This window comes from Streptomyces sp. NPDC047706 (assembly GCF_043204795.1).
GTDB lineage: Bacteria > Actinomycetota > Actinomycetes > Streptomycetales > Streptomycetaceae > Streptomyces.
In genome coordinates, this window is the sequence record NZ_JBIDCW010000020.1 from 85,198 (window position 1) to 104,839 (window position 19,642).

Sequence of the window (19,642 nt, forward strand, 5' to 3'; positions counted from 1 at the left end):
GCATAGAACGCAGGTGAACCATCCGAGTTATGGCTTATCCGTCTTTCACCCGCCTATCACCCTGCCGAGTGTCAGGTTTGTCGAACTGGCGGTAAAAACGTCCGAACCATTGCACACCCTCCGTAACCGTCCGTACCGGACGAGTGAGCCGGGCAGGCAGGGCCGCCCCACGCGCCCCGTCGGCCCGGAGGCGGCCCCCGCGAGCGCCGCTTATCGTGAGCGAGGGCGCCGTACACCGGTTCCCCAGCGGGGCCCCCTGGAGGCATCGATGCTGGCCAAGCTGTCACCGCGGCGCGCGGTGCGACGCCACGCGGTCGCCGGAGCCGTCGGCCTGGCGATGCTGGGCGCCGGCGTGCCCACGACGGCCGCGGACGACCCCCAGCCCGACCTGACCCGGTTCTACCGGCAGAAGGTCGTGTGGGAGAAGTGCGAGGGCGCTGCGACCCCCCGCGACCTGCAGTGCGGAAAGGTCACCGTCCCGCTCGACTACGCCCGGCCCGGCGCCGGAACGCTCGACCTGGCCCTGGCCCGGTACCGGGCCAGCGGCGACAGACGCGGCTCGCTGCTGCTGAACTTCGGCGGCCCCGGAGTCCCGGGAGTCAGCGAACTCGCCCACAGCGGCGACGACTTCATGAGCCTCACCGACGGTTACGACGTGGTGAGCTTCGATCCGCGCGGCGTCGGCCGGTCCTCCCCGGTCAGCTGCGGCGACAACCCGTACGCCGGCGCGGAGCTGACGGCCGGGACCGACGAGACGCTCCGCGACCCGGACGCGGTGCTGAAGCAGCTGAAGAAGGCGGCCGAGGAGTGCGCCGAGCACTCCGGGCCCGTCCTGCGGCACATAGGCACGGTGAACGTCTCCCGGGACATGGACGTCGTACGCCAGGCCCTCGGCGACGACAAGCTCAACTACCTCGGCTTCTCCTACGGATCGCGTCTCGGCGCGGTGTACGCGGCCCAGTTCCCCGACAAGGTGGGCCGGATGGCGATGGACGGCGTGGACACGCTGACGGAGTCGCTCGCCGAGCAGGGCGTGGCGGGCGCGGCGGGACAGCAGACCGCGCTGGACGACTTCATCCGCTGGTGCGTGAAGGACGTCGCCTGCCCGTTCGGCCAGGACGCCCGGGTCGCGCGGGAGGAGGTCGTGCGCCTGGTCCGGTCGATGGACGAGGATCCGGTCCCGACGGCGTTCAGCGGTGTGTTCACGGGCCAGGACCTGGTCGGCGCGCTGAGCCAGGCGCTCTACAGCAGGCAGATGTGGCCGTCGCTGGAGCGCGCCCTGGCCTCGCTCGTCGAGGACGGGGACACGCGGGGGGTGGAGGCCTTCGCCACCGGCGGCATGGCGGTCCCGGGCCTGCGGCACGGCCGCCAGGTGGCCTCGCCGTCCGGCGACCGCGGACTCGTGGACCAGGAGAACGTCCCTCTGGACAACCTTCCGGCCGCGCTGATGGCCGTCAACTGCGCCGACGACCCCGACCGCCCCACGGCCCGGCAGATCACCGGGAACCTGGACCGGCTGCGCGCCACGTACGAGGAGGCGTCACCCGTGTTCGGCCCGTTCCGCCTCACCCAGGTCCTGCTGTGCTACGGCCGCCCCAAGGGCACCGACTTCATCCGGAACGAGGTCAAGGACGTCGACACCGCCAAGATGCTGCTGGTAGGGACCCGCGGCGACCCGGCGACGCCGTACCGCTGGACCGTGCAGACGGCGAAGCGGCTGGGACCGTCGGCCGTGGTGCTCGACAACAAGGGCGAGGGCCACACCGGTTACATGTCGTCCAAGTGCGTGCACGGCAAGGTCGACGACTTCCTGCTGTACGGGAACCTGCCGCCGAACGGCAGCTCCTGCGGCTCCGAGGACAGCGCGGGAGCCGCTCCATGACGATCATCCTGCCCCAAATGCCCGATACGTAAATCGGTCCTATGGTCGTGTCATGGAGCACGCACTCAGTCCCACGACCCTGTCCGAGCTGCGTCGGCCGCGCCCCTACCCGGCGGTGTCCGTGCTGACGCCGACCCACCGCAGGGAGCCGTACAACGCGCAGGACCGGGTCCGGCTGCGCAATGTGGTGTCCGAGGCCAAGAGGCAGCTGGAGGCCGATCCCGCGGTGACCCGGGAGCGGCGTGCCGATGTGGCGGCCCAGCTGGACCAGGCGCTCGGCGAGGTCGATCTGACCCATTCCGAGGACGGCCTGGTGATCTTCGCCGCCCCGGGCGAGCACCAGGTGTGGTCGCTCGCCCGTTCCGTGCCCGAGCGGGTGGTGCTCTCCGACACCTTCCTCACCCGCAACCTGGTCTCCGCCCAGGTGTCCGAGCGGCCGTTCTGGGTGCTGTCGGTCTCGGCCGACCGCGCCACCCTCTGGAACGGCAGCGGGGGCCGCGTCACCGAGGAGCGCAGCGGCGGCTTCCCGATGACCCGCCGGGCGGAGAACTTCGATCCCGAACGCCTGGAACGGGTCGGCGACATGCCGAGCACGTTCCGCGACGAGGGCACCCGGCACTTCCTGCGCGAGGCCGACACCGCGCTGGGCGCGTTGCTCCGGGACCGCCCGCGACCGCTGTACGTGACCGGTGAGCAGGCCGCGCTGTCCTGCCTCGACGAGGTCGGAGACGCCTCCCGGCACGCCCTGCAGATCCCGCACGGCGGTCTCGCGCAGGGCACTCCGGACGCCGTGTGGCAGGCGGTGCGCACGGTGGTCGAGGCCGAGGACCTGAGGACCATAGACACCGTGACCAACGAGCTCGAATCCGCCCGTGGGCGCAAGGAGTTCGCGGCCGGTGTCGACGAGGTCTGGCACAGCGCCCGGGAGGCCCGGGTACGGCTGCTGGCCGTCGAGGAGAACTACCGCGTGACCGTGCGCGACGACGGCGACCACCTGGTCCCGGCCTCCACCGAGGATCTCGACGCCCGTGACGACATCGTGGACGAGATCGTGGAACAGTGCCTGGAGACCGGCGCCGACGTCCGCTTCGTCCCCGACGGCACCCTGGCCGACGCAGGCGGCATCGCGGGCGTGCTGCGCTACTGACGGCGACCGCGCCCCTGCGCCTACGCTACGCCGGAACAGCCGGCGACAAGGGAGGGCGCACGTGGGCGAGCTGCTGGGCGTGGCGGTACTGGGCGCGGGTCACATGGGAGCCGACCACATACGCCGGCTGGACCGAGTGGTGAGCGGAGCCAGGGTGGCCGCCGTGGCCGACCCGGACCCGGCACGGGCCAAGGAGGCGGCGGCCGGTATCGACGGGGTCACGGTGCACGCCGAGGCGGAGGCGGCGCTCGACGCGCCGGGCGTCGGCGCCGTACTGATCGCCTCCCCCGGGCCCGCCCACGAGGAGGGGCTGCACGCGGCCTTCGCGCGGGGCCTGCCCGTGCTGTGCGAGAAGCCCATGGTGCCCGAGCCGGCGGGGGCGCTGCGGGTGGTGCAGGCCGAGGCGCGGCTCGGCCGGCGGCTGGCGCAGATCGGCTTCATGCGGCGCTACGACGCCGAGTACCGGCAGCTGAAGTCCCTGCTGGACGGCGGCCGTCTGGGGCGGCCGCTGATGCTGCACTGCGTCCACCGCAACGTCTCCTCGCCGCCCGGCTTCACCAGCGCGATGCTGGTCAACAGCTCGGTCTCGCACGAGATCGACGCGGCGCGCTGGCTGCTCGGGCAGGAGCTGACCGCCGTGACCGTGGTGCGTCCCCGGCCCGCCGCGAACGCCCCCGAGGGCCTGCTCGACCCGCAGTTCGTGCTCCTCGAGACGGCGGGCGGCGCGCTGGTCGACGTGGAGGTCTTCGTGAACTGCGGATTCGGTTACCAGGTGCGCTGCGAGGCCGTCTGCGAGTCGGGCAGCGCCCGGATCGGGGAGGGCCGCACCATACGCGTCACGGCGGAGGGCGGCGCACGTGAGGAGGTGCCGCAGGACTACGTCGCACGGTTCGCGGACGCCTACGACCACCAGGTGCAGGCCTGGGTCGACGCCACCCGGCGGGGCCGGGTCACCGGCCCGAGCGCCTGGGACGGATACGCGGCCTCCGCCGTCGCCGAGGCCGGGGTCCGGGCGCTGGAGGGCGGCGGCCGCGTGACCGTCGACCTCGCCACCCGCCCGGAGCTGTACGCGGACGCGGCCGGCTGACGCCGGGGGGGGCCGGGCCTCTCAGACCCCGTCGAAGAGGCTGCTCAGGCCCCGCTCGACGGCCCCGCCGACGTCCTCCTGGCCGGTGGCGACGACCGCGTACGTACGCAGCAGGAAGCGGCGCAGGGCCGAGGTGTCGAACTGGAGCAGCGCCAGCCCGCACGGCGAGTGGAACTCCAGCACCGTCAGGGCCCGGCCGCACGGCCAGATCTGCACGTCACCGCTGCCTGCCGGGCCGTGCACCCCCTCCTGAAGCAGTGCCCGGGCGAAGGTCCAGCTGAGCGCGTCACCGTCGAGGCACGCCTCGGGCGGGAAGTCGAAGTGCACTGCGAGGGGGTCGGAGGACAGGTAGCGGAGGGTGACGGGGACGGGGACTTCCCGCTCCTCCGCCGTGATCAGCCGGGCGCGGGCGGGCTGCTGGAGGGTGATGTCCATGCTTCGGTCTCCACTGCGGCGAGAGGGCGGCCGGTTTTCCATGCCGGTTCTCTTACGAGCTCGTTCCGGCCTCTCACGTACACCCTTGAACAGACATGCGACGAACACCCACTTGAGCGCATGCCGCCGAGCCGGACGTTCCGTCAATTCGCGTACGTGGTCTACGACTTGCCCGCCTGGACGCGTAGGCCCCGACTACGCGGCAAGCACTCCGTGAAGACGCTGGCATATGCCAGGAGCACCACCGTATCGTGTGCTGCCAAATCCCTTACAGGGCGTCGCGGGCTGTGCAACAGTCGTAACGGTCCCACCGCCAGCCTTGTCGTACCGTCCCCGCATCGGAGTGCGTCATGCCGTCCCATCTCTCCGCGGACCACCCGGCCGCCCAGCCGCCAGGACGCGGCGCGGTCGACGCGCTGATATCGCAGACGCGGCGGCTCAAGGGTGACATGGACGCCGTACGGCGGGACGCGCGGAGCGACGGCTCGGATCCACGGGACCGCTGGCAGCGCGCACTCTACGACCTCGCGCTGCACCAGCTCAACGACCTCGACGAGCACCTGGCCCAGCTGCGCGACGGTCCGCCCCCGGTCACCGGAGCGCAGGACGCCGAACCGGCCGGCGCGGCGGTGCCCGCGGTCACCGGCGAGTCGCTGCTCAGCCGGGTCGGCAGCGCGGAGTGGAACCTGCTGACGGACCACGCCAGTTGGTCCGGCGAGCTCTACGAGATCCTCGGCCGCGACGCCTCCGCTCCCCCGCTCACCCTGGACGAGCTGCCCTCACTGGTACTCGACGCGGACCGGCCGCAGCTGACCGCGATGGTCACGGACTGCCTGGTCGACGCCAAGCGCATCGACGGCGAGTTCCGGATCCTACGGCCGGACGGCGAGATGCGGACCGTGCACATGATGGGCGAGCCCGTGCTCGGCGCCGACGGAAGCACCGCCTCGATGTGGGCCGTGCTGCGCGACGTCAGCGAACTGCGCCGCAGCCAGCAGGCGGTGAGCGAGACCCGTGACTCGCTCCAGCGCCGCCGGCACGTCGCGCAGACCGAGCGCAGGCTTGCGGTCGAGCTGCAGGAAGCCGTGCTGCCGCCGTGGCACGGCACCCTGCGGCTCCCGCGCCAGGGCCCGAGCAGCCTGGACCTGACGGCCCGCCATCTGCCCGCCGCGCCCGGCGAACCGATCGGCGGCGACTGGTACGACGCGCTGGAACTGCCCGACGGCGAGACGCTGCTGAGCGTCGGCGACCTCACCGGCCACGGCGTCGCGGTGACCTCGGGGATGGCGATGCTGCTGGGCGCGGTACGCGGCATGGCCATGGCGGGCACCGGTCCCGGCAAGCTGCTGGCCTGGCTGAACCAGCTCCTGGACACCACCGTCCAGCCGGCCCTGGGCAGCGCGGTCTGCTGCCGCTACCGCCCCGGGACCCGCACCCTGGTGTGGGCGCAGGCCGGACACCCCGCCCCGCTGCTGTTCCGCGACGGGACGGGGCGCAGGCTGAGCGCACCGGACGGTGTCCTGCTCGGCGCGACCACGGGTGCCGCCTACGGCGAGGCCGAGGAAGCCCTGGAGGAGGGCGACCTGGTGCTGCTGCACACCGACGGGCTGGTGCCCGGCAGCAGCGGCACGGCCGCAACCCACCGCCTCACCGACCTCGCCCCACGGTTCGCCGAGGCGGAAACCGCACAGGACTGCGTGCGGATGGTCGTGGAGCAGTTCGGCGAGACCGCACGCCAGGACGACGCCTGTGTCCTGATCGCCAGGGTCACGTCGTAGGAAAGAGGGAAGACAGGACAGGGAGCAGGGGCAGTGGCCCTACACGGCTGAGCTGTTGCCGCCCCTTCCCTTCGGCTTGGGCAGCGCCAGCTGGATCTCCTCCCGCAGCTGCTGGATCTTCGGGTACTCGGCGTACTCGGCGGTGAGCCGGTACATCTGGCGCAGCCGGTCCCAGGTACGGCGCGAGGAGTTCTGCCCCATCGACATCAGCGCCAGCCGGGCGAACCGGTCCGCCTGTTCGGGGTCGTCGGCGATGAAGCAGGCGGACGCCATGGACAGGAAGTCGAAGATCTTCGACCGCTGCTGGGCGTCGACCCGCAGCGCCAGTGCCTTGTCCGCGTAGTGCTGAGCGTGCGCCGCCGCGCCCGGCTCGTGCTCCGCGAGAGTGCGGTAGGCCAGGGCCTGCATGCCGTACAGGTCCGCCTCGTTGAACAGCTGCATCCAGCTCGGCGGAGGCACCTCCCCCTTGTCGGAGACGAAGAGGTCCTCCGCCTGGCCCAGGGTGCGGCGCATCGCCTGGCTCCTGCCCATGGACGCCTGCGCCCAGGCCTCGATGGTGTGGAACATCGCCTGGGTGCGGGGCAGTACCTCCTCCCCCGATCCTGACGTGGCGAGCTTCATCAGGTCGAGCGCGTCGTCGGGCCGGCCCAGGTGCACCATCTGGCGGGCCGCCCGGGAGAGCGCCTCGCCCGCCCGGGGCCGGTCGCCGCCCTCTCTCGCGGCATGGGCGGCGATGACGAAGTACTTCTGGGCCGTGGGCTCCAGGCCGACGTCGTGCGACATCCAGCCCGCGAGGACGGCGAGGTTGGCCGCGACGCCCCACAGGCGCCGCTGCAGATGGGGTGGGTGACGGTAGGCGAGCATGCCGCCCACCTCGTTGAGCTGGCCCACGACCGCCTTGCGCTGGAGCCCGCCGCCGCGGGCCGCGTCCCAGGCGCGGAACACCTCGACCGAGCGCTCCAGTTCCTCGATCTCCTGCGACCCGATGGGGGCGGCCTCGTAGCGGTCGAACCCGGCGGGGTCGGCGTGCAGGGGGTCGTCGAAGTGGGGAGCGTCGGCCGCCAGGGCCGGGTCGGTGTGCAGCCAGTCGTACATGGCGCTGCTGAGTGCGGATCCCGCGGCGAGCACGGCACCCGCGCCCACCAAGCCGCGTCGGTTGAGCATGAGGTCCATTCCCGTGAATTCGGTGAGGACCGCGGCGGTCCGTTCGGGCGCCCACGGCACACCGTCGGGATGTTCAGCACTCCCGCCGGCCTGCCGCTTCCCCGCACGCCCGTGCCGGACCAGACCAAGATCCTCAATGGTCACGACACGGCCGAGACGCTCGGTGAACAGAGCCGCCAGCACCCTCGGCACCGGATCGCGCGGGATCTCTCCCATGTCGATCCACCGCCGTACCCGCGAGGTGTCGGTCGCAAGCTGGGGGTGGCCCATGGCCGCCGCCTGCTTGTTGACCAGCCTCGCGAGCTCTCCCTTGGACCAGCCGGCCAGGCCGAACAGGTCCGACAGTCGGGTGTTGGGTTGTCCGCTCACATCAAGCCCCCAGGTACTCGGCTGAGTTGACAGTAGCCCGGGGCAGGTTGCCGGGCGACTATTCGCCAGGGTTCGCCAGGGTGCGCCAGATGGTGTGCCACCGCGCATCGGGTGTCAGGTAGGAACGCGCCACCCCGACCCGGTCGCCTGCTGGATACGGCCGGTGCATTCCCCAGGGTGCACCCGGGCGGTCGGGACGGGGGCGCAACGACTTCGCAGGCACACGAAGGGATCTGTCTCTCCCATGTACGCAGCATCGTCCTCCGTGTCCGCCCCGCCCCGGCCGCTGCGCCCGCGCCCCGCGGCTCCCGCCTCCCAGAGGCCGGGAGAGCTCCCCCTGCCGGGTGGCGGCGGCCCCTACCTCGCCCCTGCGCGCCCGACGGCCCCCGTGCTCGGCGCGGGCCGGACGCGGCGCCCCGCGGGGCTCGGCACCCAACCGCTCAGCGGGAGACTCGACTTGTCCGGCCCGCAGGGCGCCCAGCTGCGTACCGCCATCGCGTCGGTGCACCGGATCTGCCCGGAGTTCGCCCCCGTGCAGGTGCTGCGGCGCAGCGGACGGTCCGTGCTGCTGGTCGGCACCACCGGCCGCAGTACGGCCGTCGCCAAGTGCTTACTCGACCCGTCCCCGGCATGGGCCGAGCGGATCCGCCACGAAATAGCGGCATACCGCTCGTTCGTCCGGCACCGCCCTCCCGCGCGGGTGCCCCGGCTGATCGCGGCGGACCCGGACAACTGCACGCTGGTCATCGAACGGATGCCGGGACGGGCCGCGGCCCTCCAGCGGCACCCGTCGGAGGCACCGCCGCGCGCGGACATCCGTCAGGCGCTGACCGCGATCTGCCGGCTGAACGCCTGGCGGCCCCCCGCGGGCACGTTCGACGCGCCGCTGGACTACGCGGCCCGCATCTCGCGCTACCACGACCTGGGTCTGCTCACCGACCGGGACCTGGGCGACCTGCAGAAGCTGCTGCACGGCATCGCGCTCGCCGCGGGCCGGCAGGGCATGGGTCAGTTCTGCCACGGCGACGCGCTGCTGTCGAACGTCCTGCTGTCGCCCGCGGGACCGGTTCTGGTGGACTGGGAGCACGCCGGCTGGTACCTGCCGGGGTACGACCTGGCCACGTTGTGGGCGGTGCTCGGCGACGCGCCGGGCGCGCGGCGGCACATCAGCCAGATCGCCCAGTCCGCGGGGCCGGCCTCGCGGGACGCGTTCCTGGTCAATCTGATGCTCGTACTGACCCGCGAGATCCGTACGTACGAGACGGCCGTGCAGCGTTCGATGCACGACACGGCCCCCGCGGCACCGGGAGCGGCCCACCCGGGTGCTGCGCCGTCCGGCGAGGAACAGCGGCTGCTCCTGAGGCGGCTGCACGACGACTGCCAGCTGGCCCGCCGGGCCGTGCGCGCGGCGGTCGGCACTCGCTGAAGGGGGATGACGGTCCGCGGTGTGCCCGGGACAGCGGCGCACCGCGGACCTCGTCGTGTCCGGGGCCCGGGGGCGTGCCCCATTGGTGTACGCCACTGACGCCCCGCAGGCCCGTCGGCCGCCGCCACGAATCTCCTCGCACCCCGCCCTGACCGGGGAATTCGCGTCACTGGTCGCATGATTGACGGATCGTCGGAGAGCCGGTACCACTGTCACGCCCGGCCCCGCACGGCTCATCGCGCTCACCCGTCCCAGGAGGCTGCTTTGCGAGGATCCGCCACCGACCCCCGACGAGCGGCCGGACGGAGACGCCGGCGCCGGACCGCCGGCACCGTGGCCGCCGCGGCGCTCTTGCTGCCGCTGATCGGCGCGGCCCCGTCCGGCACCGGACCGGAGGGCCGTCCGGACAGCCGGCTGCAAAAGGCGTTCGAGCGGGCCGCCGCCGCGTACGACGTTCCGCAGAGCGTGCTGCTCGGTGTCTCCTACCTCCAGTCCCGCTGGGACGCGCACGGCAGCGCGCCGAGCGTGTCCGGCGGCTACGGCCCGATGCACCTCACCGACGCCCGTACGGCACTGGCCACCGCGCCGCATCACAGCGAAGGCACGGAGGACCCGCGCGGTGACGACGCACGCCCGGCGCTGCTCCCCGAGGCGAAGCTGCCTCAGAACGCCGAACTCCCACCCCGCCTGCGGACCTTGACGAGGGCCGCCGAGCTGACCGGCATCAGCGCCGGGGAACTGCGCACCGACCCGGCGGCGAACGTGGCGGGCGGCGCCGCGCTGCTCGCCGCCGCGCAGCGGGAGCTGGGCCGGCCGCCGAGCGACGACCCGGCGGACTGGTACGGCGCGGTGGCCCGCTTCTCGGGCGCCGACGACACCGCTACGGCCGCGACGTACGCGAACGACGTCTACGACGTGCTGCGCGCCGGTGCACAACGCCGCACGGACGCCGGGCAGCGGGTCACCCTGCCGGCGCGGCCCGGACTCGTCCCCGACACCGCCCCGTTGCGGCGGGCGGGCCTGCGCACGGCGTCCGCCGAGGGCACCGAATGCCCGCCCACCGTCTCCTGCGAGTGGATCCCGGCGCCGTACGAGGAGTTCGCAGACGGCGACTACGGCAACCACGACCTGGGCGGGCGCCCGGCCTCGCAGAGCATCGACTACATCGTCGTGCACGACACGGAGGGCGCCTGGGAGGGCGTCCTCGACCTGGTGCAGGACCCGGCCTACGTGTCCTGGAACTACTCGCTGCGGTCCACCGACGGCCACATCGCCCAGCACGTCAAGGCGAAGGACGTGGCCTGGCACGCGGGCAACTGGTACGTCAACGCGAAGTCGATCGGGCTGGAGCACGAGGGTTTCCTGGCCTCGCCGGACGCCTGGTACACGGAGGCGATGTACCGCTCGTCGGCCCGGCTGGTGAAGTACCTCGCCAGGAAGTACGGCATCCCGCTGGACCGGCAGCACATCCTCGGTCACGACACCGTGCCCGGGACGACCACGGCGACGATCCCGGGCATGCACACCGACCCGGGGCCGTACTGGGACTGGCGGCACTACTTCGCCCTGCTGGGCCGCCCCTTCGGCCCCACCGCCCCGCCGGGCAGCGGCGTGGTGACGATCCTGCCGGACTACGACGGGCACCGGCCGGAGTACACGGGCTGCGGCACCCCGGGCGAGCCGTGCGCGCCCCACGGCTCGAGCGCCGTGCGCCTGTACTCAGGTCCGGGCGAGACCTACCCGCTGATCAAGGACATCGGTCTGCGCCCGGGCGGCGGCGACTCGACGACCGGCGTCAACGACATCGGCTCACGGGTCTCGACCGGGCAGCGGTACGCGGTGGCCGGGCGCCAGGGCGAGTGGACGGCGATCTGGTACCTGGGCCAGAAGGCCTGGTTCCGCAACCCGGCGAAGGCCCCGGCCGCGGTGCCTTCGAGGGGCCTGGTCGTCACGCCGAGGAGCGGGCTTGGCAGCGTCCCGGTGTACGGCCGCGCCTACCCGGAGGCGTCCGCCTACCCGGCGGGAGTGCCGGCCCAGTCGGTGTCCCCGCTGCCGTACAAGCTGCTCACGGGCCAGAGGTACGTCGTCGGTGACAAGGTGCCCGGCGAGTACTACTACGCGGTCACCTTCGCCACCGGCGGGCACAGGGTCGTCGTGGGCGAGGACCAGTACTACGAGATCCAGTTCGGCCACCGGGTCGCGTTCGTCCGGGCGGCCGATGTGAAGGTGTCGCCGTAGTGGCTCAGCCCTGCTGGAACAGCTCCGCCGGGAGCGGCTTCAGCAGGGCGTACAGGTCGTCGGTGATGGGGCGGTCCCAGGCGGCGATCGTGACCAGCACGTTGTCGCTGCGGTCGAACTGCACGCAGGAGATCCGGCTCTCGGAGAGCTTCAGGCGGCGCACGATGAGGAGGTTGTCGCCCTGCATCACCGGCACGTCCTCGCTCCCGGCGACGGTCACCTCCTCGTCGTTCTCCAGAGCCAGCAGCAGCTGGGCCACCTCGAACGGGATCTGCCCCTCGACGACGTCGCGGGCCGGGGAGCCCTCGGGCAGATTGCCGATGATCATCGCGGGGCCGCGGCCGCCGAAGAGGTCGTAGCGCAGGAAGACGCCCTGGCAGGTGCCGTCGGGGGCGGGCAGCAGACCCGCGCCCAGATTGCCGGGCCAGTCGCCCGGGTCCATGGCCAGCACGTCGAAGTCGGGCCCGGCGGGGGTGGCGCTGCGGCGGCGGAGGAACGACATGCCGCCATGGTACGTGCCCGCAGGTCGTCGGCGCGGGGAGGGCGGGCGGCTCAGCAGGGCGGGTGAGCCCGCCGTGGCCGGGCAGCGCTCCGAAGGGGCGCGGGGCCGCGTCGGTACGCGGTGCCGCCGCGCGGCGCGACCAGCCACGACGGCGTCGCAGTGGGCCGACGGCGCGCCCGGGCACCCCTGGGCGGAGTGCCTGGGCGGGCCTTGGTGCCGCTCGTGGTGGCGGGCGACGCGGGCACGGTTGCCGCAGGACGGTGTGCACCACTCCTGGCGCGGGTGTTCCTTCAGGAAGTAGCGCGCCCAGCGCGGGGCGCGGCAGGCGCGCAGCCGCCTGCGGTCGGGGCCGGCGAGGAAGGCGAGGGCGGCCTGCGCGAGCAGCGCGGCCAGATCGGCCTCGCCGTGCGCGGGCCGGTGGTACGTGACGGGGTCGGCGTCGTCGGGCCGGCGCAGGACGGGCACGGTGGGGGTACGGGCGGCGGTGGCGTCGAGGCGGGCCAGGGCTTCGGTGACGGGCGGCAGCAGGGCCGCGTCGGCGGGGCTCGGCGCGGCGGGGCGTACGGCGCGGGCGAGGGGGGCGCGGACGGCGGCGCGCAGCTCGCGCACTGCGGTGAGGGTCCCGGCGTCGGCGGTGCAGACGCCGGCGTCCGGCTCGGTGCCGGGGTGGGCGCGCACCCAGGCGGTGAGCCCGCGACGCCGCCGTGCCCGTCGTGCCGGACGGTCCCGGCGAGGTCGAGAGCGATCCGGGCGGCCCTGCTGGCCGGGTCCCGCATGAGGCTGATGACAGGGCGGCAGCGAACCATCAGCTCGCGGCGCGCCTCACTCCTCCGGCGCCGCCGGTGGTACCACCGCCACCGGGCTCGCAGCGTGCAGCAGCACGGCGTGCGTGACCGAGCCCATCATGCGGGCGGGGGCGAGCAGGCGGCGGCGGTGGCGGCCCACGACGACCAGTTCGGCGCCCTGCGAGTGCGCGACGAGCTGGGCGGCGGCGTCGCCGGGTGCCACGTACGGCTCCGCCCGGACACCGGGGTGGCGCCGCCGGTGCGGGGCCAGGAAGCCGTTGGCGAGGGTGCGGGTCTCGCCCTCGACGGCGTCCCGGTCGATACCGGCCGGCAGCAGCTCACCCGCCGCGCCCGCCCAGAGTTGCAGCGGTCCCGGGTAGGCGGCGACCACCTGCAGGCGTGCGGCGTTCCGGGCGGCCTCCACGAAGGCGAAGGCGAGGGTGGCGTCGTCGGGGCCGTCCACGTCGAGGCCGACGACGACCCGGGGGCCTGGTTCCTGCGGCGGGGCCTCGTAGACCTCGCGGCCGGGCCGGGGCACCACGACGACAGGGCACGCGGCGTCGCGGGCCGCGGCGAGGCCGTTGGAGCCGAGCAGGAGACTCGCGAACCCGCCGCGGCCCCGGGCGGCGAGCACCAACAGCTGGGCGTCGGCGCCCAGTTCGGGCAGAACGGCGGCCGGGGTGCCCTCGGGCCCGAGGTAGTCGACGTCCGGCGCGCCGGCGAGGTGGGCACGGGCCCTGGCCAGGACGGGATCGTCCGCGGGCTCCGGCAGTCGTGTGACCTCCGCGGCGGCGGGCATCCGGGCGGCGTACTGGCGCACGTGCACCACCCGCAACGGGGCGCCGCGCCCGCGGGCGGCGTCGAGGGCCCAGTCCAGGGCCCGCAGGCTGTCGTCCGAACCGTCGAACGCCGCGATGACCGGCAGGGTGCTCATGGGTTCCTCACCTCCGCAGTGGCGACCTTCCGCTTCCCGGGGCCAGCCTCGCTCAGGCCTCGACCCCGGGAGGCCTCAGCAGGTCGCGTGTCCGGAAAATCGGGTGGGACACCCCAGGGCCGGTCGGGCTGCCCGGCACACGCCGGCGGGGTCAGGTCAGGTCGAACTCGCCCTCCCGGGCACCCGACACGAACGCGCCCCACTCGGCGGGGGTGAAGATGAGAGAGGGGCTCTCCGGGCGGCCGCTGTTGCGCATCGCGATGAAGCCCTCGACGAAGGCGATCTGGACATCCCCCACACCCCGGCTGCTGGACTGCCATTCGGCGTTGCTCAGGTCCAGCTCCGGCTTGTCCCAGCCCATGAGCGGCTGCTGTTGGATGGTGGTCTCGGCCACGTCCGTGCTCCTCCCGACTCGTCGTCCGCGGCCAGCCTAGCGATCGGTTCCCGCAGCCGACAGGCCACGTGAGGGGGACCTTTCAGGCGTCCGGCGGCCGCGCGCCCACGAGCCACATGGAGAAGAACTGGGAGCCGCCCCCGTAGGCGTGCCCCAGCACCTTGCGGGCGCCGTCCACCTGGTGCTCCCCCGCCAGCCCGCGCACCTGCTGGGCCGCCTCGGCGAAGCGGATCATGCCGGAGGCGCCGATGGGGTTGGTGGACAGCACGCCGCCCGACATGTTGACCGGCAGGTCCCCGTGAAGTTCGGTGACCCCCGACTCGGTGAGCTTCCAGCCCTCGCCCTCGGCGGCGAAGCCGAGGTTCTCCAGCCACATCGGCTCGTACCAGGAGAACGGCACGTAGATCTCGGCCGCGTCGATGTCCCGGCGCGGGTCGGCGATGCCGGCCTGCCGGTAGACGTCGGCGGCGCAGTCCTGGCCGGCCCGTGGCGAGACGAAGTCCTTGCCGGCGAAGAGAGTGGGTTCGCTGCGCATAGCGCCGCCGAGCATCCAGGCGGGTGGCCGGGGCGCGCGGGCGGCTCCCGCCCGGTCGGTGAGGATCATGGCGCAGGCGCCGTCGGAGGACGGGCAGGTCTCCGAGTAGCGGATCGGGTCCCAGAGCATGGGTGAGGCCTGGACCTTCTCCAGGGTGACGTCGTGCTCGTGGAGATGGGCGTACGGGTTCTTCAGGGCGTTGCGCCGGTCCTTGTACGCCACGAGCGAGCCGATCGTGTCGGGCGCGCCGCTGCGCCGCATGTACGCGCGTACGTGCGGGGCGAAGAAGCCGCCCGCGCCGGCCAGCAGCGGCTGCTGGAACGGGACCGGCAGCGACAGACCCCACATGGCGTTGGACTCGGACTGCTTCTCGAACGCGAGGGTCAGGACGGTGCCGTGCACCCGGGCGGCGACGAGCTGGGCCGCCACCAGGGCGGTGGAGCCGCCGACCGATCCGGCGGTGTGCACGCGGAGCATGGGCTTGCCGACCGCGCCCAGCGCGTCCGCCAGATAGAGCTCCGGCATCATCACGCCCTCGAAGAAGTCGGGCGCCTTGCCGATGACCACGGCGTCGACGTCGGCCCACGTCAGCCCGGCGTCGACGAGGGCCTCTGCGGCCGCCTCCCGGACGAGCCCGGCGAGGGAGAGGTCCCGGCGTGCCGCCGCGTGCTTGGTCTGGCCGACGCCTACGACGGCCACGGGCTCCTTGCTCATCGGGAATCCCCTTCGAGAACGGCGACCAGGTTCTGTTGCAGGCAGGGGCCGGACGTGGCGTGGGCGAGGGCCCGGCCGCAGGGACCCCGGTGGATGCGGGCGGCCGCCTCGCCGATGCGGATCAGACCGGCGGCCATGATCGGGTGGGCCGCGAGCGCGCCGCCCGACGGGTTGACGTCCACGGCGTCGCCGAGACGCAGCGCCTTGCGCAGGACGACCTCCCGTGCGGTGAAGGGCGCGTGCAGTTCGGCGGTGTCGACGGGCCGTGCGAAGGCACCGGCCCGCTCGGCGGCCAGGCGGGTGGAGGGCGAGTCGGTGAGGTCGCGGACGCCGAGGCCGTGTGCCTCGATGCGATGGTCGATGCCGCGGATCCAGGCGGGGCGTGCGCACAGCTCGCGGGCGCGGTCCCCGGCGGCGAGGATCACGGCGGCGGCGCCGTCGCCGACGGGCGGGCAGTCGCCGGTGCGCAGCGGCCGTACGGCGTACTCCCCGTGCGGCACCGGGCCCCGCAGCTGGGCGTGGGGGTTGTCCTCGGCCGCCGCGCGGCTGCGGGCGGCCACGGCCGCGAGGGCGGGGCGTCCAGTGCGGCAAGCGCGGCGCGGGTCGCGGGTGCGTCGTAGGCGCCCTCGGAGCCGTACCCCCCGGCCGCCTCGTCGTTGCTCTCGTGCTCGTCCCGTTCGGCGTGCGCGGCGGCGACCTCGTCCCAGCGCCCGTAGAAGAACGGTATGAACCTCGGGTCGAAGTCGCCGCCCTGGCACAGCCACCTCTCGAACGCCGGGAACGCCTCCGTGAACCAGGGCTCACCCTCCCGCAGCCGCGCGGCGGCGAGCCGGTCCTCGGTCGTCGCCGGCATGTCCAGCGCCCAGGGCGTCGCGGTGATCAGCGCGAGCCGTGCCACCCGGCCGGGGTGGCGGGCGGCGTACAGCATGGCGAGGCTGCCGCCCGCCGAGTGGGCGAGCAGGTCCATCCGCTCCAGACCCAGGTGGAGGCGCAGCGCCTCCACGTCGTCGACGAGGCGGTCGCATCGGTAGGTCGCCGGGTCGGCCGGCACCTCCGAGTCGCCGGTGCCGCGCAGATCGAGCAGGACCAGCAGGCGGTGTGCGGCGAGGCCGCCCAGGTCGCCGAGATAGGCGGAGCGCCGCATGGGGCCGCCCGGCAGAACGACCAGCGGCGCGCCGTCACCGCGCAGATGACAGGTGAGCCGGGTGCCGTCAGGGGCGAGGAAAGTGGGCGTGGCGAGCATCCTCGGCGCTCGGCGGCGGCCCGCGCAACAGACTTCCGCCTCCCGCAGAAAGTGCGGGCCGGGGCCTTGCTTCCGCCGGGGCGGGCTGGATTACTGATCCACAACACCTCGACCGAATGATCGGTCGCCCGGATTGCCGCGGTTGGTAAGGAGAGATCCCATGGCGAGGACGGCGGACCCGCTGGACGCGGGGGAACGACTGGGCCCGCAGGAGCTGCGGGCGGTGCAGCTGGAGCGGCTGCGGGCGCAGTTGCGGCACGCCTACGACAACGTGCGCTTCTACCGTGAGTCCTTCGACAAGGCGGGCGTCCACCCCGACGACTGCCGCTCCCTCGCCGACCTCGCCCGCTTCCCGTTCACCACCAAGGCCGACCTGCGGGAGCACTACCCGTACGGGATGTTCGCCGTGCCCCGGGAGCGCATCCGCCGGATCCACGCGTCGAGCGGTACCACCGGGCGCCCGACCGTCGTCGGCTACACGGCCAACGATCTGTCGATGTGGGCCGACATGGTGGCCCGTTCGATGCGGGCGGCGGGCGCGCGGCCCGGCGACACGGTGCATGTGGCGTACGGCTACGGCCTGTTCACCGGCGGGCTGGGCGCGCACCACGGCGCCGAGCGGCTCGGCTGCACGGTGATCCCGGCGTCCGGCGGCATGACGGCCCGTCAGGTACAGCTGATCCAGGACCTGAAACCCGGCGTCGTCATGGTGACGCCGTCCTTCATGCTGACGCTGCTGGACGAGTTCGAGCGCCAGGGCGTCGACCCGAGGGGCACCTCGCTCCGGGTGGGCATCTTCGGTGCCGAACCCTGGACGGAGGGGATGCGGCGGGAGATCGAGGAGCGGTTCGCGATCGACGCCGTGGACATATACGGGCTCTCCGAGGTGATCGGCCCGGGAGTCGCCCAGGAGTGCGTGGACACCAAGGACGGTCTGCATGTGCACGAGGACCACTTCTACCCGGAGATCGTCGACCCGGTCACCGGTGAGGTGCTGCCCGACGGCGAGCGGGGCGAGCTGGTCTTCACCTCGCTCACCAAGGAGGCCATGCCCGTGATCCGCTACCGGACCCGGGACCTGACGCGGCTGCTGCCGGGCACGGCACGCGTCTTCCGACGGATGGAGAAGATCACCGGTCGTAGCGACGACATGGTGATCCTGCGCGGCGTGAACCTCTTCCCCACCCAGATCGAGGAGATCGTGCTCCGCACCCCCGGTGTGGCCCCGCACTTCCAGCTGCGTCTCACCCGGGAGGGCCGGCTCGACGCCCTGACCGTCCGGGCCGAGGCCCGCCCGGACGCCACCGCCGGGGCCCGCGACGACGCGGCGCGGGCCATCGCGGCGGCCGTGAAGGACGGCATCGGCGTGTCCGTGGCGGTGGAGATCGTCGAACCGGAGTCCCTCGAACGGTCCGTGGGCAAGATCAGGCGGATCGTGGATCTGCGTCCGCGCTGACCTGTCCGTCGCCGAACCGGTCCCGCAGCTCCCGCTTGAGGATCTTGCCGCTGGCGTTGCGCGGCAGCGCGTCCACGAACACCACCCGCTTCGGCGCCTTGAAATGGGGAAGCCTCTCGCGCGCGTGGGCGATCAGGTCCTGCGGGGTCACCTCGCCGCGCGGGACGACGACGGCGGTGATCGCCTCGATCCACTTCTCGTCGGGCAGCCCGACGACGGCGACCTCGGCGACGGCTTCATGGGTGTAGAGGGCGTCCTCGACCTGCCGTGAGGCGACGACCACACCACCGGAGTTGATGACGTCCTTCACCCTGTCCACGATCGTGAGGTAGCCCTCCGCGTCCCGCACCGCGAGGTCGCCGGAGTGGAACCAGCCGTCGCGGAAGGCCTCGGCGGTCTCCTCCGGCTTGCCCCAGTAGCCCTCGCACAACTGCGGTGAGCGGTAGACGATCTCGCCGGGTGTGCCGTCGGGCACGTCCTTGCCGTCCTCGCCGACGACCCGGGCGTCCACGAACAGCACCGTCCGGCCGCAGGAGGCCGGCCGGGCCGTGTGCTCGCCGGGAGTGAGGACCGTGGCCAGAGGGCCGATCTCGCTCTGGCCGAAGCAGTTGTAGAACGCCAGCTGCGGCAACCGCTCGCGCAGCCGTCCCAGGACGGGCACCGGCATGATCGACGCTCCGTAGTACGCCTTGCGCAGCCCGCTCAGGTCGCGGGTGGCGAAGTCGGCCCGGTTCGCCAGGCCGATCCACACGGTGGGCGGAGCGAACAGGCTGTCCACGCGCCCGGCTTCGATCAGATCGAAGAGCTGGTCGCCGTCCGGGGCGTCCAGGATGACGTTCGTCGCGCCGACCGCGAGATACGGCAGCAGGAAGACATGCATCTGTGCCGAGTGGTACAGCGGCAGCGCGTGCACCGGCCGGTCGCCCGCGGCGAGGTCGAGGGCGGTGATCGCGCTGAGGTACTCGTGCACGAGTGCGCGATGCGTCATCATCGCGCCCTTGGGCAGCGCCGTCGTGCCCGAGGTGTAGAGCAGTTGCGTCAGATCCTCGGCGCGCGGCTCCGGGCCGTCGTAGGGCGCCGTGGACGGCAGGCGGGCGAGCAGCGAGTCGCCCGCGTCCCGCAGCGGCAGCGTCCGTACGCCCTGCGGGAGTCGGCCCGCCAGATCCGGGTCGGCGAGGACCAGCCCGCTGCCCGACTGCTCGACGATGTACGTGAGGTCGTCGCCGGTCAGGTTCTGGTTGACCGGCACGTGCACCAGGCCCGCGCGGGCGCAGGCGAGGAAGCCGATGAGGTAGGCGTCGGAGTTGTGGCCGTAGGCGCCGACCCGGTCACCGGGGGCGAGGCCCTCACCGAGCAGGAGGCCCGCCGCCCGGGAGACGGCGTCGTCGAGTTCCTCGTACGTCCAGCGGCGTTCGCGGTACTCGACCGCGACGCGCGCCGGGGTGCGGCGGGCGCTGCGCCGCAGCACCCCGTCAACCGTGCTGCCGTGTCCGGGCGTCATGACTGATGATCCTCCGTCCGCGTCCGGAAGAGGTCAAGAGACAGGGCCGCGC

General features: G+C 73.2%; 16 protein-coding genes and 1 pseudogene. 7 read left to right on the forward strand and 10 right to left on the reverse strand.

Going from position 1 to position 19,642, the window contains the following annotated elements; all coding sequences use genetic code 11:
- The first annotated feature begins 268 nt into the window (after positions 1 to 268).
- From ACGF8A_RS23395 to ACGF8A_RS23405, 3 genes are all read left to right on the forward strand, one after another.
- Positions 269 to 1,882 carry an alpha/beta hydrolase gene (locus ACGF8A_RS23395; RefSeq protein WP_393111161.1) on the forward strand — a complete coding sequence of 538 codons (1,614 nt, stop codon included), beginning with the start codon at positions 269 to 271 and terminating at the stop codon, positions 1,880 to 1,882.
- A gap of 52 nt (positions 1,883 to 1,934) precedes the next feature.
- On the forward strand, positions 1,935 to 3,029 hold the full coding sequence (locus ACGF8A_RS23400) for a chemotaxis protein (RefSeq protein WP_393111163.1): 1,095 nt from the start codon (positions 1,935 to 1,937) through the stop codon (positions 3,027 to 3,029).
- A 61-nt stretch (positions 3,030 to 3,090) separates the two neighbouring features.
- On the forward strand, positions 3,091 to 4,116 hold the full coding sequence (locus ACGF8A_RS23405) for a Gfo/Idh/MocA family protein (protein WP_393111165.1): 1,026 nt from the start codon (positions 3,091 to 3,093) through the stop codon (positions 4,114 to 4,116).
- A 21-nt stretch (positions 4,117 to 4,137) separates the two neighbouring features.
- Here ACGF8A_RS23405 and ACGF8A_RS23410 read toward each other — a convergent pair whose 3' ends face one another.
- Entirely contained in the window at positions 4,138 to 4,551 is a 414-nt protein-coding gene (locus tag ACGF8A_RS23410; protein ID WP_393111167.1) for an SsgA family sporulation/cell division regulator, read from the reverse strand.
- Between the two features lie 350 nt (positions 4,552 to 4,901).
- Between ACGF8A_RS23410 and ACGF8A_RS23415 the strand changes: the two genes are divergently transcribed.
- Positions 4,902 to 6,329, forward strand: coding sequence for a PP2C family protein-serine/threonine phosphatase (locus ACGF8A_RS23415; protein ID WP_393111169.1), 1,428 nt, complete (start codon positions 4,902 to 4,904; stop codon positions 6,327 to 6,329).
- 39 nt (positions 6,330 to 6,368) lie between these two features.
- On the opposite strand, the gene ACGF8A_RS23420 is transcribed toward ACGF8A_RS23415, so the two are convergent.
- Positions 6,369 to 7,862, reverse strand: coding sequence for a hypothetical protein (locus ACGF8A_RS23420; RefSeq protein WP_393111171.1), 1,494 nt, complete (start codon positions 7,860 to 7,862; stop codon positions 6,369 to 6,371).
- Between the two features lie 244 nt (positions 7,863 to 8,106).
- Here ACGF8A_RS23420 and ACGF8A_RS23425 point away from each other — a divergent pair, with 244 nt between their 5' ends.
- Together ACGF8A_RS23425 and ACGF8A_RS23430 are read left to right on the forward strand one after the other, a co-directional pair.
- Positions 8,107 to 9,288: an aminoglycoside phosphotransferase family protein gene (locus tag ACGF8A_RS23425; RefSeq protein ID WP_393111173.1), complete on the forward strand. Its 1,182-nt coding sequence runs from the start codon at positions 8,107 to 8,109 to the stop codon at positions 9,286 to 9,288.
- 264 nt (positions 9,289 to 9,552) lie between these two features.
- Entirely contained in the window at positions 9,553 to 11,526 is a 1,974-nt protein-coding gene (locus tag ACGF8A_RS23430; protein ID WP_393111175.1) for an N-acetylmuramoyl-L-alanine amidase, read from the forward strand.
- Positions 11,527 to 11,530: 4 nt separating this feature from the next.
- Here the strand turns inward: ACGF8A_RS23430 and ACGF8A_RS23435 are convergent, their stop codons facing one another.
- The 7 genes and pseudogenes from ACGF8A_RS23435 to ACGF8A_RS23465 form a co-directional block, all read right to left on the reverse strand.
- Complete coding sequence (locus ACGF8A_RS23435) at positions 11,531 to 12,028, reverse strand: hypothetical protein (protein ID WP_393111285.1); 498 nt, start codon at positions 12,026 to 12,028, stop codon at positions 11,531 to 11,533.
- Positions 12,029 to 12,238: 210 nt separating this feature from the next.
- Positions 12,239 to 12,804, reverse strand: a pseudogene (locus tag ACGF8A_RS23440) (ABATE domain-containing protein); the annotation flags it as partial.
- A 46-nt stretch (positions 12,805 to 12,850) separates the two neighbouring features.
- Positions 12,851 to 13,747 (reverse strand): universal stress protein, encoded by an 897-nt coding sequence (locus tag ACGF8A_RS23445; protein ID WP_393111177.1) that lies wholly within the window; start codon positions 13,745 to 13,747, stop codon positions 12,851 to 12,853.
- A gap of 151 nt (positions 13,748 to 13,898) precedes the next feature.
- On the reverse strand, positions 13,899 to 14,141 hold the full coding sequence (locus tag ACGF8A_RS23450; protein WP_393111179.1) for a DUF397 domain-containing protein: 243 nt from the start codon (positions 14,139 to 14,141) through the stop codon (positions 13,899 to 13,901).
- Positions 14,142 to 14,223: 82 nt separating this feature from the next.
- On the reverse strand, positions 14,224 to 15,390 hold the full coding sequence (locus tag ACGF8A_RS23455) for a thiolase domain-containing protein (protein ID WP_393111181.1): 1,167 nt from the start codon (positions 15,388 to 15,390) through the stop codon (positions 14,224 to 14,226).
- Positions 15,387 to 15,890 carry a hypothetical protein gene (locus ACGF8A_RS23460; protein WP_393111183.1) on the reverse strand — a complete coding sequence of 168 codons (504 nt, stop codon included), beginning with the start codon at positions 15,888 to 15,890 and terminating at the stop codon, positions 15,387 to 15,389. Before ACGF8A_RS23460 ends, ACGF8A_RS23455 begins: the two co-directional genes overlap by 4 nt.
- Positions 15,812 to 16,633, reverse strand: coding sequence for an alpha/beta fold hydrolase (locus tag ACGF8A_RS23465; protein WP_393111185.1), 822 nt, complete (start codon positions 16,631 to 16,633; stop codon positions 15,812 to 15,814). Before ACGF8A_RS23465 ends, ACGF8A_RS23460 begins: the two co-directional genes overlap by 79 nt.
- Before the next feature lie 160 nt (positions 16,634 to 16,793).
- On the opposite strand from ACGF8A_RS23465, the gene paaK reads away from it, so the two are divergent.
- The gene (paaK, locus tag ACGF8A_RS23470; protein ID WP_393111187.1) at positions 16,794 to 18,089 is read left to right on the forward strand and encodes a phenylacetate--CoA ligase PaaK; all 1,296 of its coding nucleotides are present in this window, start codon (positions 16,794 to 16,796) and stop codon (positions 18,087 to 18,089) included.
- Here paaK and ACGF8A_RS23475 read toward each other — a convergent pair.
- Entirely contained in the window at positions 18,058 to 19,590 is a 1,533-nt protein-coding gene (locus tag ACGF8A_RS23475; protein ID WP_393111189.1) for an acyl-CoA synthetase, read from the reverse strand. The two genes, paaK and ACGF8A_RS23475, sit on opposite strands and share 32 nt — an antisense overlap.
- Positions 19,591 to 19,642 lie beyond the last annotated feature (52 nt).

Bases quoted from the DNA above. Each gene is read 5' to 3' on its own strand.
- ACGF8A_RS23395 (WP_393111161.1), top strand. From the start codon at position 269: ATGCTGGCCAAGCTGTCACCGCGGCGCGCGGTGCGACGCCACGCGGTC.
- ACGF8A_RS23400 (WP_393111163.1), top strand. From the start codon at position 1,935: ATGGAGCACGCACTCAGTCCCACGACCCTGTCCGAGCTGCGTCGGCCG.
- ACGF8A_RS23410 (WP_393111167.1), bottom strand. From the start codon at position 4,551: ATGGACATCACCCTCCAGCAGCCCGCCCGCGCCCGGCTGATCACGGCG.
- ACGF8A_RS23415 (WP_393111169.1), top strand. From the start codon at position 4,902: ATGCCGTCCCATCTCTCCGCGGACCACCCGGCCGCCCAGCCGCCAGGA.
- ACGF8A_RS23425 (WP_393111173.1), top strand. From the start codon at position 8,107: ATGTACGCAGCATCGTCCTCCGTGTCCGCCCCGCCCCGGCCGCTGCGC.
- ACGF8A_RS23435 (WP_393111285.1), bottom strand. From the start codon at position 12,028: ATGTCGTTCCTCCGCCGCCGCAGCGCCACCCCCGCCGGGCCCGACTTC.
- ACGF8A_RS23445 (WP_393111177.1), bottom strand. From the start codon at position 13,747: ATGAGCACCCTGCCGGTCATCGCGGCGTTCGACGGTTCGGACGACAGC.
- ACGF8A_RS23455 (WP_393111181.1), bottom strand. From the start codon at position 15,390: ATGAGCAAGGAGCCCGTGGCCGTCGTAGGCGTCGGCCAGACCAAGCAC.
- ACGF8A_RS23465 (WP_393111185.1), bottom strand. From the start codon at position 16,633: ATGCTCGCCACGCCCACTTTCCTCGCCCCTGACGGCACCCGGCTCACC.
- paaK (WP_393111187.1), top strand. From the start codon at position 16,794: ATGGCGAGGACGGCGGACCCGCTGGACGCGGGGGAACGACTGGGCCCG.
- ACGF8A_RS23475 (WP_393111189.1), bottom strand. From the start codon at position 19,590: ATGACGCCCGGACACGGCAGCACGGTTGACGGGGTGCTGCGGCGCAGC.